Source organism: Streptomyces hoynatensis, assembly GCF_003626535.1.
GTDB lineage: Bacteria > Actinomycetota > Actinomycetes > Streptomycetales > Streptomycetaceae > Streptomyces > Streptomyces hoynatensis.
This window is the reverse complement of sequence record NZ_RBAL01000017.1, coordinates 55,631-68,620: the sequence shown is the minus strand read 5'-3', so window position 1 is coordinate 68,620 and position 12,990 is coordinate 55,631. Positions and strand designations below refer to the sequence as shown.

The 12,990-nt window shown below is 75.6% G+C and carries 14 protein-coding genes; 8 read left to right on the top strand and 6 right to left on the bottom strand.

The window, feature by feature from the left end; translation table 11 throughout:
- Nucleotides 1-34: 34 nt before the first annotated feature.
- Genes D7294_RS24050 through D7294_RS24040 form a run of 3 tightly spaced genes read left to right on the top strand, consistent with a single transcriptional unit; the run spans nt 35 to nt 2,531 of the window.
- Nucleotides 35-556: an MMPL family transporter gene (locus D7294_RS24050; protein ID WP_120683200.1), complete on the top strand. Its 522-nt coding sequence runs from the start codon at nt 35-37 to the stop codon at nt 554-556.
- Nucleotides 557-582: 26 nt separating this feature from the next.
- The gene (locus tag D7294_RS24045) at nt 583-1,869 is read left to right on the top strand and encodes a sensor histidine kinase (RefSeq protein ID WP_174248423.1); all 1,287 of its coding nucleotides are present in this window, start codon (nt 583-585) and stop codon (nt 1,867-1,869) included.
- A complete protein-coding gene (locus D7294_RS24040) occupies nt 1,866-2,531 on the top strand; it encodes a response regulator (protein ID WP_120683198.1) in 666 nt (221 codons plus the stop codon). The genes D7294_RS24045 and D7294_RS24040 overlap by 4 nt, the downstream gene beginning before the upstream one ends.
- On the opposite strand, the gene D7294_RS24035 is transcribed toward D7294_RS24040, so the two are convergent.
- The 3 genes from D7294_RS24035 to D7294_RS24025 are packed head-to-tail and all read right to left on the bottom strand — an operon-like array spanning nt 2,509 to nt 5,096.
- Nucleotides 2,509-2,991 carry a DUF4442 domain-containing protein gene (locus D7294_RS24035; RefSeq protein WP_120683196.1) on the bottom strand — a complete coding sequence of 161 codons (483 nt, stop codon included), beginning with the start codon at nt 2,989-2,991 and terminating at the stop codon, nt 2,509-2,511. The two genes, D7294_RS24040 and D7294_RS24035, sit on opposite strands and share 23 nt — an antisense overlap.
- 50 nt (nt 2,992-3,041) lie before the next feature.
- The gene (locus tag D7294_RS24030) at nt 3,042-3,818 is read right to left on the bottom strand and encodes a maleylpyruvate isomerase family mycothiol-dependent enzyme (protein WP_120683195.1); all 777 of its coding nucleotides are present in this window, start codon (nt 3,816-3,818) and stop codon (nt 3,042-3,044) included.
- 12 nt (nt 3,819-3,830) lie between these two features.
- Nucleotides 3,831-5,096, bottom strand: a complete 1,266-nt coding sequence (locus D7294_RS24025) for an MFS transporter (protein WP_120683193.1) — start codon at nt 5,094-5,096, stop codon at nt 3,831-3,833.
- A gap of 18 nt (nt 5,097-5,114) precedes the next feature.
- Between D7294_RS24025 and D7294_RS24020 the strand changes: the two genes are divergently transcribed.
- The gene (locus tag D7294_RS24020) at nt 5,115-6,338 is read left to right on the top strand and encodes an ROK family protein (protein ID WP_120683191.1); all 1,224 of its coding nucleotides are present in this window, start codon (nt 5,115-5,117) and stop codon (nt 6,336-6,338) included.
- 163 nt (nt 6,339-6,501) lie between these two features.
- Here D7294_RS24020 and D7294_RS24015 read toward each other — a convergent pair whose 3' ends face one another.
- Together D7294_RS24015 and D7294_RS24010 are read right to left on the bottom strand one after the other, a co-directional pair.
- Nucleotides 6,502-7,926: a P-loop NTPase family protein gene (locus D7294_RS24015; protein ID WP_120683189.1), complete on the bottom strand. Its 1,425-nt coding sequence runs from the start codon at nt 7,924-7,926 to the stop codon at nt 6,502-6,504.
- A gap of 2 nt (nt 7,927-7,928) precedes the next feature.
- On the bottom strand, nt 7,929-8,123 hold the full coding sequence (locus D7294_RS24010; protein WP_120683187.1) for a hypothetical protein: 195 nt from the start codon (nt 8,121-8,123) through the stop codon (nt 7,929-7,931).
- Between the two features lie 249 nt (nt 8,124-8,372).
- Between D7294_RS24010 and D7294_RS24005 the strand changes: the two genes are divergently transcribed.
- The 3 genes from D7294_RS24005 to D7294_RS23995 are packed head-to-tail and all read left to right on the top strand — an operon-like array spanning nt 8,373 to nt 11,378.
- Nucleotides 8,373-9,611: a Mur ligase family protein gene (locus D7294_RS24005; protein ID WP_120683185.1), complete on the top strand. Its 1,239-nt coding sequence runs from the start codon at nt 8,373-8,375 to the stop codon at nt 9,609-9,611.
- A gap of 40 nt (nt 9,612-9,651) precedes the next feature.
- A complete protein-coding gene (locus tag D7294_RS24000; RefSeq protein ID WP_120683183.1) occupies nt 9,652-10,380 on the top strand; it encodes a type 1 glutamine amidotransferase in 729 nt (242 codons plus the stop codon).
- A 59-nt stretch (nt 10,381-10,439) separates the two neighbouring features.
- Complete coding sequence (locus D7294_RS23995) at nt 10,440-11,378, top strand: cytochrome c oxidase assembly protein (RefSeq protein ID WP_120683181.1); 939 nt, start codon at nt 10,440-10,442, stop codon at nt 11,376-11,378.
- A 117-nt stretch (nt 11,379-11,495) separates the two neighbouring features.
- On the opposite strand, the gene D7294_RS23990 is transcribed toward D7294_RS23995, so the two are convergent.
- The gene (locus D7294_RS23990; protein ID WP_120683179.1) at nt 11,496-12,428 is read right to left on the bottom strand and encodes an alpha/beta hydrolase; all 933 of its coding nucleotides are present in this window, start codon (nt 12,426-12,428) and stop codon (nt 11,496-11,498) included.
- Nucleotides 12,429-12,538: 110 nt separating this feature from the next.
- Here D7294_RS23990 and D7294_RS23985 point away from each other — a divergent pair, with 110 nt between their 5' ends.
- On the top strand, nt 12,539-12,985 hold the full coding sequence (locus D7294_RS23985) for a MarR family winged helix-turn-helix transcriptional regulator (RefSeq protein WP_120683177.1): 447 nt from the start codon (nt 12,539-12,541) through the stop codon (nt 12,983-12,985).
- Nucleotides 12,986-12,990 lie beyond the last annotated feature (5 nt).

Here is a 12,990-nt window from a genome sequence, read left to right as displayed (position 1 = left end):
GCGACCCTCCTCAACCTGCTCAGCCTGGCCGTGTGTGGCCGGCGCCCTGGTGTGGGTCCTCCAGCGGGGGCACCTCTCCGGCGCCCTCGGCCTCACGCCCACCGGCAGCCTGGAGCCCAGCATCCCGATGCCGATGCACTGCGTCACCCACGGCCTGTCCATGGACTGCGACGTGTTCCTCCTCTCCCGGATCAGGGAGGAGCACGCGCACACCGGCGACACCCGCCGGGCCGTCGCCGCGGGGCTGCGCCGCACCGCGCCGCTGATCACGGCCGCCGCCGGGATTCTCGTCCTCACCTTCGCCGCGTACACCCGCAGCGGCGTCGTCTTCCTCAAGGAACTCGGGCTCGGCACCGGGCTGGTCGTCCTCACCGACGCCACCCTGGTGCGGCTGGTGCTGCTGCCGGCCGCCATGCGCCTGGCGGGCCGCGCCACCTGGTGGGTCCCGGGCCCGCTGCGCTGCCTGCACGCCAGGTTCGGGCGCCCCGAGGCGCCGCGCCCGCCCGGCCCCCGGCGTACTGCGGCGGGAGTAGGCGGGAGCACTGCGCAGGGCTGACGCACCGGGCCGCCGTCCGGGTTAGCGTGGCGGGCGTGACGGGACACACGACCCAACCGGACGGCGGCGGGCCGCCCTGGCGGCGCTGGGCGGGCGCGCCCGGGGCCGCGGCCGGGCTGCCGCTGCTCTCCTCGGCCGCCGTCCTGCTGATCCAGCTGGTCGGCAGCCACTTCGCCGCCCGGTACGCCGAGCAGAACCTGCACCACAGGATCGACCTCGACCTGTTCGGCCGCCTGCTGCTGGCGCTCGGCCCCGCCCTGCTGCTCCTGCGCCGCCGCCACCCTGGCCCGGTCGCCCTGGGCACCGCGGCCACCGCCCTGGTCTACCTCGGCGCGGGCTACCCCTACGGGCCCGTCTTCCTGAGCGTTCTCGTCGGCTCCTTCTCCGCCGTCGTACGCGGGCACAGGTACGCGGCCTGGGGCGCCTTCGGGCTGCTGTGGACCGGCCTGCTGCTCGTGGGGCACTGGCTGTACCGCTGGCTGCCCCCGGCCGGGGACGGGCCCACCGACTGGGCCGGGGACGGGGCGCTGGCGGCCTGGTCCGTCGCCGTCCTCGCCGTCGCCCAGCTGGCCAGGACCCGCTTCGAGCAGCGGGCCAGGGAACGCGCCGAGCGCGCCGCGGCCGAGCGGCGCCGGGCCGACGAGGAGCGGCTGCGGATCGCCCGCGAACTGCACGACGTCCTCGCCCACAGCATCTCCGTGATCAACGTCCAGGCCGGGGTCGGCCTCGCCCTGCTCGACTCCGACCCCGAGCAGGCCCGCAGCGCGCTGACCACCATCAAGGCCGCGAGCAAGGAGGCCCTGGGCGAGGTGCGCCAGGTCCTGGACACCCTGCGCAGCCCGGGGGCCGCGCCCCGCGCCCCCGCGCCCGGCCTCGGCCGCCTGCCCGAACTCGCCGAGCAGGCGGCGAACGCCGGGCTGCGGGTCGACGTCGCCACCGAGGGCGAGGCGGCCCCCCTGCCGCCCGGCGCCGACCTGGCGGCCTTCCGCATCGTGCAGGAGGCGCTGACGAACATCGTCCGGCACTCCGGGTCGCGGACCGCCCGGGTCCGCCTGCGTTACGCGGCCGGCGCCCTCGAACTGCGGGTCGACGACGAGGGCCCGGCCACCGGCGAGGGCGCGGGAGGCGGCAACGGCCTGGTCGGCATGCGGGAGCGCGCCGCGGCCTTCGGGGGCACCGTCGAGGCCGGACCGCGCCCGGGCGGCGGCTTCCGCGTGGTGGCCACGCTGCCCCTGACCGAGGCCGCGCACCGCACCCCGGTGCGCGCGGCCGGCGGGCCCGCACCGAAGACGACCGCACGGGAGGACACGTGATCCGGGTACTGCTCGCCGACGATCAGCTGCTGGTCAGGGCGGGCTTCCGCGCGCTGCTCGACGCCCAGCCCGACATCGCGGTGGTGGCCGAGGCGGCCGACGGCCTCGAGGCCCTCGCGCTGGTGCGCGAGCACCGCCCCGACCTGGTCCTGATGGACATCAGGATGCCGCGGCTCGACGGGCTGGCCGCCACCCGCCGCCTCATCGAGGACCCGGAGCTCGGCGGGGTGCGGGTGGTGATGCTCACCACCTTCGAACTCGACGAGTACGTCTTCGAGGCCCTCCGCTCCGGCGCCTCGGGCTTCCTGGTCAAGGACACCGAGCCGGAGGAACTGGTGCGCGCCGTCCGGGCCGTGGTCGCCGGGGACGCGCTGCTGTCGCCCGGCGTCACCCGCCGCCTGATCGCCGAGTTCGCCGCCCGCTCCAAGGAGCCGGCGGCCGCGGCGGGCCTGGCCGAGCTGACCGAGCGCGAACGGGAGGTGATGACGCTGGTCGGCATCGGGCTCTCCAACGAGGAGATCGCCAGGCGGCTGGTCGTCTCCCCGCTCACGGCCAAGACGCACGTCAGCCGCGCCATGGTCAAGCTCGGCGCCCGCGACCGGGCCCAACTGGTCGTGCTCGCCTACGAGTCGGGGCTGGTCAGGCCGGGCTGGCTGAGCTGAGCCGCGCCGGCTTGCGGCGCACGTACAGCTGCTTGCGCACCCGGGCCACCACCGTGCCGTCTGCGGCGGTCACCACGCAGTCGAACCACGGCAGCGACTTCGCCCCCGAGGCGGTCTCCTCCCGTATCCGGTCCACCCGGTCCTCGGTGAGCACGAACTCCGCGAAGACGTCGCCGCGGCCTGGCGAGACGTACTCGATCTCCGCCGCCTTGTCCCAGACCACGTAGCCGGAGCCGAGCCGGTGCAGCACGAGGAGCGCCCAGAAGGGGTCGCACATCGAGTACAGCGAGCCGCCGAAGTGGGTGCCGAAGTGGTTGCGGTTGAGGCGGCCGAGGCGCAGCCGCACCCGGGCGCTGCCCCAGTCGTCGGAGATGTGCAGGACCCTGATCCCGGCGAAGCGGTACGGCGGCCACCAGCGCATGAGGCGGCACAGCGTCCCTGGCTTGACAACGCGAGGCATCAGCCGAAGCTACCACGCCGACTTACCGGCCGGTAACGTGGGGGCGCCCGTCACACCGCGGCGGCCGAGGCCCACAGGTCGGCCAGTTCCCGCTCCCCGCGCACCGTGAGCGCCGCCCGGTCGTGCGGGCGGTTCCACAGCGCCGGGTAGAGCACGGCCGCCGGCCCGCTGATCTCGCAGTCGGCGGCCACCCTGCCACCGGCCGCCGGCGCCCCGCCCGCCTCCGGTGCGGTCCTGCCCACCCGGGGCGGCGCGGCCGAGACGGCGACCGTCCAGTCCGCCTCCGCCCGGTCCGACGCCCTGATCCGCAGCACGCCGGGCCGCTCGCGCCGCACGCGGCTCCGCGGCCTGCCGTGGAAGCCGGTCACCAGCTCGTCGATCCCGTCCTCGGCGAACTCGGCGTCCACCGGCGAGATCGCCTCCCCGGCCGCCGCCTGGGCGTCCATGCGGTGGATCGCCGTCTCGTGCGCCTGCCGCCTGGCCCAGAAGCGCCGGCCCGTGGCCGGCCCCGGCAGGAACGTCCAGCACTCCAGGTCCTCGGGCGCCTTCGCGAGCGCGGCGAGCAGCGCCCGGTGCCCGGACGCGTACCAGTCGGCCAACTCCCCGTCGGGCACGGCCTCCTCGCCCGGCGGCACGAACCGCTGCAGGCCGTCGGCCACGAAGCCGGTCGCCCAGCGGTGGACGTGCCCCAGGTGCCGCACCAGGTCGCGGACGCGCCAGCCGGGACAGGTGGGCACCTCGGCCGCCAGGCCCGCGCGCAGCGCCGTCCCCAGGAACAACTCGCCCTCACGAGTCAGGGCTTCGCAGAACTCGTCGGTGCTCTTCACGGGCGGATTGTCTCAGGCCGCCGCCCGCACCGCCTCCCGCGTCCCATAGGTGATCACCGCGGCGAGCGCGGACAGCAGGGCCACGGTGGTCAGGGCCGTGGACAGCGAGAACCAGTCCGCGAGGAAGCCGATCGCGACGGGTCCCGCGAGCATCCCCCCGTAGCCGAGGGTGGAGGCGGCGGCCACCCCGCTCGGGCCGGTCAGGGCGCCGGCCTGCCCGATCGCGATGGGGAAGATGTTGGCCAGGCCGAGGCCCGTGATCACGAAACCGGCCAGCGCGAGCCACACGTTCGGCGCGAGCGCGCCGAGCAGCATGCCCGCCGCCGCCACCGAGCCGCCGAGCACCAGCGCCGGCGTCTGGCCGAGGCGTTGCAGCATCGAGGAGCCGGTGAGCCGGCCCACCGTCATGGCCATTGCGAAGGAGGAGTACCCGGCCGCGGCCAGCGACTCGCTCGCGCCGAGCGAGTCGTGCAGGTGCAGCGCGCTCCAGTCGGCCATCGCGCCCTCGCCGTAGGCGGTGCACAGCGCGATGAAGCCGAACACCACGACGAGCCACCGCGCGCTGCCCGCGCCGCCGGCGGCCACCGCGGCCCCGCCCTCCGCGGCCGCGGCGGCCCCGGGCTCCTGCGTCCGCGCGGGGGAGGCGGGCGCGGGCTCGGCGAGCAGCAGCCGCCCGGCCAGCGCCACCCCCACCAGGCCGACGGCCGCCAGCAGAGCCAAGTGCCGCGCGGCGCTGAGGTGTTCGGCGATCAGCCCGCCAAGTCCCGCCCCCAGCATGCCGCCGAGCGAGTAGGCCGCGTGGAAGCTCGGCATCACCGGCCGCCGCAGCGCCGCCACCAGGTCCACCGCGGCGCTGTTGGCCGCCACGTTGACCGCGCCGAAGCCCGCGCCGAAGACCAGCAGCACGAGCCCGAGCATCCACGCGGAATGCGTGTGCGGGGGCAGGGCCACGCTCAGCACGAGCAGCACCCCGGAGGCCACCGTCACCGGATGGTTCCCGAATCGGCGGCACAGCCTCCCGGTGAGCATCATCGTCACCACCGCGCCTGCCGAGACCCCGAGCAGCGCCAGGCCCAGCGCGCTCGGCGAGGCTCCCGTCTGCTCCTTGACCGCCGGGATGCGCACCACCCAGCCCGCGAAGACGAAGCCGTCGAGCGCGAAGAAGGCGGTGACGGCGATCCGGAGCCGGCGCAGCCCGGGCGAGGCGGGCGTACGGTCTCCGGTGCCGCGCCGCGTCCCTGCGGCCAGCGCCGCCCTCAGTTTGTTTATGGGAGGCACAAAGCAAACAATAGGCCCGTGACCCAGCCCCGTACCAGGCTTGACAGAGGCCGGAACGCCCTCGGGCCCGCCCTGGAACTCGTCCACACCGGCCGCGCTCCCACCCGGGCCGTCCTCACCAGCGAGCTCGGCGTGACCCGGGCGACCGCGGGTGCCGTCGCCACCGAGCTGGAGAGCCTGGGCCTGATCACGGTGGACTCCCGACCCGGCGCCTCCGCGGGCAGCCAGGGCCGCCCCTCGCACCGGCTCGCCGTGGCCGAGGACGGGCCGGTCACCCTGGCCACCCAGGTCCACGCCGACGGCTACCGCGCCGCCCTCGTCGGACTCGGCGGGCGCCTGGTCGCGACCACGCCCGCCTGCATGACCGTGGGGGCCGACCCGGCCCAGGTGCTCGGGGAGGTCGTGGCGGCCGGGGCCGGGCTGCTCCGGGAGAGCGGGCGCCGCTGCGTCGGCGCGGGCCTCGCGGTGCCCTCCGCGGTCGCCGAGCCCGAGGGCACCGCCCTCAACCCCCTGCACCTCGACTGGCCCGTGGGCGCCCCCGTCCGCGACATCTTCCGCCGCTGCCTGGCCGAGTCCGGCATCGACGTGCCGGGCTTCTGCGGCAACGACGTCAACCTCGCCGCGCTCGCCGAGCACCGGCACGGCGCCGGGCGCGGCGCGGCGCACCTCCTGTGCGTGGCCACCGGCCACCGCGGCGTGGGCGGCGCCCTCGTCCTGGACGGCAGGCTGCACACCGGAAGCGCCGGGCTCGCCCTCGAAGTCGGGCACGTCACCGTCGACCCCCAGGGCCGTCCCTGCCACTGCGGCGGCCGCGGCTGCCTCGACGTGGAGACCGACCCCCTGGCCCTGCTCGAGGCCGCCGGCCGCGTACCCGGCCCGGAGCCCTCGCTGCTCGACCAGGCCAAGGAACTGGTCCGCACCGCCTGTGCCGGGCCGCCCGGGGAGGGCGACGCCGCGGCCCGCGAGGCCGTGGGCACCGTGATCGACCGGCTCGGCCTCGGCCTCGCGGGCCTGGTCAACATCCTCAACCCCGACCGGATCATCCTCGGCGGCCTGCACGGCACCCTGCTCGCGGCCGATCCCCGGCGGCTGCGCGCCGTCGTCGAGGAACGCAGCCTGTGGGGGAGGAGCGGCAACATCCCGGTCCTGGCCTGCACGCTGCGCCACAACAGCCTGGTCGGCGCCGCGGAACTCGCCTGGCAGCCCGTCCTCGACGACCCCCTCGCCGCCCTCGCGCCCTGAGCACGCGGGAAACGGCGGCCACCACCGGCGGCGAGGCACCGGCCGGCCCCGGCCCGCCGCCGCGTGGCACCCGGCGCCGCGTGGCACCGGGCGCGTCCCAGGCCGCGGGGCGTGTCCCCGGGCCGCGGACACCCGGGCGCGCGCCCCCGGGGGACGCCCCCGCCTAGCGGTTCTCCACCGCCGTCCGCCGGTGCCGCGGCAGCAGCGCGAGCACCGCGCCCCGCAGCGGCTCGGGCGTCGCGTCGTCGTAGGGGTCGGGCGTCGCCGGAACCTGCATCCGGTACGCCCGCCCCGACCCCAGCCGGGCGTACCCCCGCCCCGGCGGCACCCACGCCGGCGTCGAGCCGGGCGGCGGCACCCCGAGCACGGCCTCGGCCTGCCCGGCCCCCACCGCGCCGAGCACCACCCGCGCCCGCGTGCAGCCGAGCACCGCCTCGCCCAGACCGCCCCAGGCCTCGAACTGCTCGGCCAGCACGACCGTCACCCGCCCGGCCCGGCCATAGCGCAGGGGCACCTCGAGCAGGCCCAGCGGATCGCGCACCCCCTCGATCCGCGCCAGGTGCCCGAGCAGGGCCGGACGGTCCACCACGATCCACAGCGCGGGCTCCGCCGGGCCGGGCCGCGGCCCCTGCCCCGCCGCGAGCAGGCGGCGTTCCGTCTCCCGCTCCGCCCACTCCAGCGCGGCGACCGCCCCGACCGGCCCCGCCTCGACCCCCACCACGCCCGCCCGGCCGGCGAAGCACGCGAACTCCCCGGTCCCGCTGCCGTCCACCAGCAGCACCTCCCCGTGCTCGAGCGCCTGGAGGGCGATCGAACGCAGCAGCGTCGTCGCGCCGGCCCCCGGCGCCCCCACGACCAGCAGGTTCGGCTCGGCCGAGCGCGGCCCGGTGCGCCAGACCACGGGCGGGGCGTCCACCAGCAGGCCGTACCGCAGGCCGCAGCGCACCGGCACGGTGCGATCCACGGCCGCGGCATCCGTGAAGCCCAGCACCGTCTCCCCGGCCGACGTCACGAACCGCTGGGCGCAGATCCCCGTGGGCAACGGCGCCAGCAGGGCCATCTCCAGCCGGTTGCGCTCCTCCTCCCAGCGGAAGGCGAACTCCCGGTCGCGCCCGGCCTTGCCCGCGAGCACCCGCTCCACCCGCGCCCGGCAGGCCGGGTCCCCGTCCGGGAAGAAGGCCGGGTACCGCAGCGTCAGCCGCGCGATCCGGCCGTCGGAGCCGAAGGAGAAGCCGGTGAAGCACCGCTCCCACTCCCCGCCGGGCGCGAACAGCGGCTCGGGCGAGGGGTCGGCGGCGGCCGAGAAGTAGGGCACGAGCGCCTCGTACAGCGTTCCCAGGCACTCCCGCACCGCCCCCGGCGGCCCGCCCGCCTCCCGCGTCTCCCGCCAGCCCAGCCAGGCGGCCGTGACCGGCAGCGCAAGACCCACGGCCCACCAGGCGTACGGCACCCCGGGCAGCGCGGCGCAGCCCACCACGCCCAGCGCCAGCAGCGGCCCGCGCCGCTCCCGCGGCGTTCGCGACCAGCCCCGCCCGGCGGCCGCCGCCAGCAGCCGGAAGCCGCGTGCCAAGACCCTCAGCGGCGGCACGGCTACAGCGTCATCCCGCCGAGCAGCCGCGCCAGGCCGGCCCCGCCCGCCTCGATGCCCGGCGCGACCGAGGTGCCCGACAGGTAGAAGCCGAAGAGCCCGCACACCACCGCGTGGGAGAGCCTCAGCCCATCCTTGCGGAAGTACAGAACCATGATGACCCCGAGCAGAATGGCACCGGAGACGGACAAGAACATGAGCACTCCCGGTCAGCAGCCGAAGGCGAATCACCGTAAGCACTCTATGGCGCACAAAGCGTGACGCCCTCCCGGTCCGGCGCATAAGGGTGAAAGGGGGGATTCCGGCCGCCCGGCTCACCCAACGGCCCCCGTACGAGGGGTGATGCGGTGCGGGACCCGGCCGGAGGCTCGGTAGGCTGGGCTTCGGTCGAGGGCGAGGTCGACGGCCCCATCCGGGCACGTCCGACGGCAAGGAGAGCAAGGACGATGGCAGAGAGCTCGCAGCCGCTGTCCGCGCGCGCCAGGCTGGCCGTGACGGCCGGCAAGGCGGCGGCGGCGGTATCGCGCGCCGCGGGGCGCGGCAGTGGATCGGTGATCGGCGGGCGGGTGGCCCTGAAGCTCGACCCCGAGCTGCTGTCCCGGCTTTCCGGGCACCTCGACGTGGTCCTGGTCTCAGCGACCAACGGCAAGACGACCACCACCCGGCTGATCGCCGAGGCCCTGCGCGCCGGCGGCGAGGTCGTCTCCAACGCGCTGGGCGCCAACATGCCGGCCGGCATCACCTCGGCGCTCTCCGCGGGCGCGAAGGCCCGCTTCGGCGTCCTCGAGGTGGACGAGAAGTACCTGGCCATGGTCGCCAGGGACGTCAACCCCAAGACCATCGCCCTGCTCAACCTCTCCCGCGACCAGCTCGACCGCGCGGCCGAGACCCGGATGCTGGCCGAGCGCTGGCGCGAGGGACTCCAGGGCCTGAAGGCCACCGTCGTCGCCAACGCCGACGACCCCCTCATCGTCTGGGCCGCCTCCTCCTCGGGGAACGTCGTCTGGGTGGCCGCGGGACAGGAGTGGAAGGACGACGCCTGGTCCTGCCCCTCCTGCGGCGGCGTGCTCAAGCGGGAGGCGGACGACTGGCGCTGCGGCGCCTGTGGCTTCGGCCGCCCCACCCCCACCTGGGCCCTGTCGGGCGACCACGTCCTCGACCCGCACGGCTCGGCCTGGCCCATCCACCTCCAGCTGCCGGGCCGCGCCAACAAGGCCAACGCCACCACCGCCGCCGCCGTCTCGGCCGTCTTCGGCATCCCCCCGCAGATCGCCCTGCAGCGCATGCAGTCCGTCACCGCAGTCGCCGGCCGCTACGACGTGGTCACCCACCAGGGCCGCGAGCTGCGCCTGCTGCTGGCGAAGAACCCGGCCGGCTGGCTCGAGACCTTCTCCCTCATCGACGGGCCCCCGGCGCCCGTCATCCTCTCGGTCAACGCCCGCAGCGCCGACGGCACCGACACCTCCTGGCTGTGGGACGTCGACTACACCCGGCTGGCCGGCCACCCCATCGCGGTCCTCGGCGACCGCCGCCTCGACCTCGCCGTCCGCCTCGAAGTCGCCGGCGTCGACTTCCGGGTCTGCGAGACCCTCCCGCAGGCGCTTCAGCTGCTGCCCCCCGGGCGCATCGAGGCCATCGCCAACTACACCGCGTTCCAGGATCTCCGCCGCGTCGTCGGCAACTGACCCCGCACACCAGGGAACACCAGGCAGAAGGACGGCAAGCATGAGCGCATCGGCCCTGCGGGTCGCGTGGGTCTACCCGGACCTGCTGAGCACCTACGGCGACCAGGGAAACGTGCTGGTCCTGGAGCGCCGCGCCCGCCAGCGCGGGCTGAGCGTCGAGCGGCTCGACATCCGCTCCGACCAGCCCGTGCCCACCTCGGCCGACATCTACCTCGTCGGCGGCGGCGAGGACCGCCCGCAGCGCCTGGCCGCCGAGCGGCTGCGCCGCGACGGCGGGCTGCAGCGCGCCGCGGCCAACGGCGCGATCATCTTCTCGGTCTGCGCGGGCTACCAGATCCTCGGCCGCGAGTTCGTCAACGACCTCGGGCAGCGCGAGCCCGGGCTCGGCCTCCTCGACGTGGTCAGCGTCAGGGGCGAGGGGGAGCGCTGCGTGGGCGACGTCCTGGCCGACATCGACCCGAGCCTCGGCCTCCCGGAGCTGACCGGCTTCGAGAACCACCAGGGCGTCACCCACCTCGGCCCGGGCGTGCGGCCCTTCGCGCACGTCAGGACGGGCCGCGGGAACGGCACCGGCGACGGCACCGAGGGGGCCTGGCGGGAGACCGTGTTCGGCACCTACATGCATGGCCCCGTCCTCGCCAGGAACCCCAAGATCGCCGATCTGCTGCTGCGGCTCACCCTCGACGTGTCCGCGCTGACCCCGATCGACGAGCGCTGGTACGAGGCGCTGCGGGCCGAGCGCATCGCGGCCGCGACCCAGACGGCCTGAGTCATTCGGGCCGTTCTAGGCTGAATGCCGGGAACCGGCGCGAGCGGAAGTCAGGGACAATGGATCACCACGGCCACGGAATGGACATGGCGGACCTGCCGCCGTTCTCCTTCTCACGGCTCTTCGAGATCGGCGGCGACGGCTTCTTCCTGGCCGGATGCCTCCTGCTGGCCGCGCTGTACGGGTGGGGCGTGTGGCGGCTGGCCCGCCGCGGCGACCGCTGGCCCGTCGGCCGCGCCGTCTCCTTCTTCCTCGGGGTGGCGTCGATCTTCGCGGTCACCTGCACCGGGCTGAACGACTACGGCATGGTGCTGTTCACCGCGCACATGGCCCAGCACATGGTGATCAGCATGGTCTCCCCGGTGCTGCTGCTGCTCGGCGCCCCGGTCACCCTGCTGCTGCGCGCCCTGCCCGCCGGCGGGCGGGCCAGGCGCCTTGCGGTCCGGCTCCTCCACAGCAGGTACGCCCGCCTGGTGACCAGCGTCTTCTTCACCATCCCGCTGTTCGTGGCCAGCCTCTACGGCCTGTACTTCACGCCGCTCTTCGACTTCCTGATGGAGTCGCGAGCCGGGCACATCGCGATGATGGTGCACTTCCTCGCCGTCGGCCTGGTCTTCTTCTTCCCGATCATGGGCGTGGACCCGGGCCCCCACCGGCCCGGCTACCTGATGCGGATGCTGGAGCTGTTCGCGACGATGCCCTTCCACGCCTTCTTCGGCATCGCCCTGATGATGGCCTCGGAGCCGATGGTGGACACCTTCGCGGACCCCCCGGCCTCGCTCGCCGTGGAGGCGCTGTCCGACCAGTCCAGCGCCGGCGGCATGGCCTGGGCGTTCAGCGAGATCCCCACCGTCGTCGTGCTCATCGCGCTGGTCGTGCAGTGGTACGTGTCCGAGGAGCGGCGGGCCAGGCGGCTGGACCGCACCGCCGACCGGGACGGCGACCAGGACCTGGCCGCCTACAACGCCTACCTGGCCTCCCTCCAGGCCCGCGGCTGACCGCGGCGGAGCCGTCCGTGGGGGCGGCGGGGGCCGGCCGGGCCGGCGGCCGGCCGCTTCGGGCAGGACGCGGCTGCGTCTCCCCGGGGCATCCCCCGGCGCGTTCCCCGGCGCGGGTCAGTGAACGACCTCGGCGCTCCCTTCGGCCGGGTCCACCGCGGCGTCGAGGTGGCCGACGAGGAAGCGGGCGGCACGGTCGAGTGCGGCATCGGCCTCGTCGAGACGCCCGTGCTCGTGCTGGTAGACGTGCGGGAGGCCCGGCCCGATCTCCAGCGTGGCCGCGACGTCGGCGGCGCCCGCGCGGCCGGCCAGCCGGACCGCGTCGTCGAGCAGCACCTCGTTCGCCCCGGCCTGCACGAGCAGCGGGGGCAGGCCGGAGAGGTCGGCGAGCACCGGGCTCGCCAGGGGGTGACTCCGGTCGCCCGCGCCGACGTAGAGATCCGCGTACGCGCGTATGTCGGCCTCGCTGAAGATCGGGTCGGCTTCCTCCTTGGCGCGCATGCTCGCTCCGGAGAGGGTGAGGTCGACCCACGGGGAGAAGACGACGACGGCGGCCGGTTGCGGAAGTCCCGCCTCCCGGGCGGCGAGCAGGGTGGCGATGCCCAGGCCGCCACCGGCCGAGTCGCCGGCCACGACGAGCTCCCGCGGGTCGGCCCCGCCGGCCAGCAGCGCGCGGTAGGCGGCGAGCCCGTCGTCGACGGCCGCGGGGAAGGGGTGCTCGGGAGCCAGCCGGTAGTCCACCGACGTCGCCCGCAGCCCGGCGCGGGCGGCGAGCGCACCGGCCAGGCCGGCGTGGGTGTCCGGGGAGCCGACGAGGTAGCCGCCGCCGTGGAAGTAGAGCAGCCGGCGGCGGTCTGCCGCCCCGGCCGGCTCCAGGTCCAGGGCGGGCCGCCCGCCCAGGGCGGTCCTGCGGGTGGCCACCCCCTCCGGCGCCGGTCGCGTCATGGCGGCGGCGAACGAGGCGCGCTGCCGCGCGGGGGTGGGCCGCGTCTCCTCGCGCGGGGCGGAACGGAGCAGGGCGTCCAGGGCCTGGCGCTGCTGTCGGGACATGGTGGGCCTCCATTGGCCGGGATGCGAGGATGGATTCCTCGGAATCCATCTGTTTCCCGTCCCAACAGGCTTCCCGGGAAGATGATTCCTCGGAATCTATCGGAGGTTCTGTGCGCCAGGTCACCCCGGTCTTCCTCGACCTCGTTCGGGTGGAGACCCGGCTCTACAACGCGGTCGGCGCCCGTCTGCGCGCCGAACACGGCCTGGCCCTGGGCCAGTTCGAGCTCCTGCAGATCATCGACCGGGTGGACGGCTGCCGCGTGCTCGACATCGTGGGCGAACTGGCGATCACCGTGGGGGCCGTCAGCAAGGCGGTCGACCGGCTGGTGGCCGCGGGCTGGTGCGTGCGGGTCGCGCACCCGCAGGACCGCCGCTCCTCCGTGCTGCGCCTCACGCCCGAGGGCGAGGCGGTGCTGGCGGCCGCCGGGCCCGTGGTGGAAAGCGCGCTCGCCTCGCTGACCGGGACGCTTTCCGCCGCCGACCTCAGACGCCTCGCCACCACCCTGGCCGCCCTCCGCGCGAGCCTGGAGGCGGACGGCCTGGGCCGGCCCGGCTGACGGCG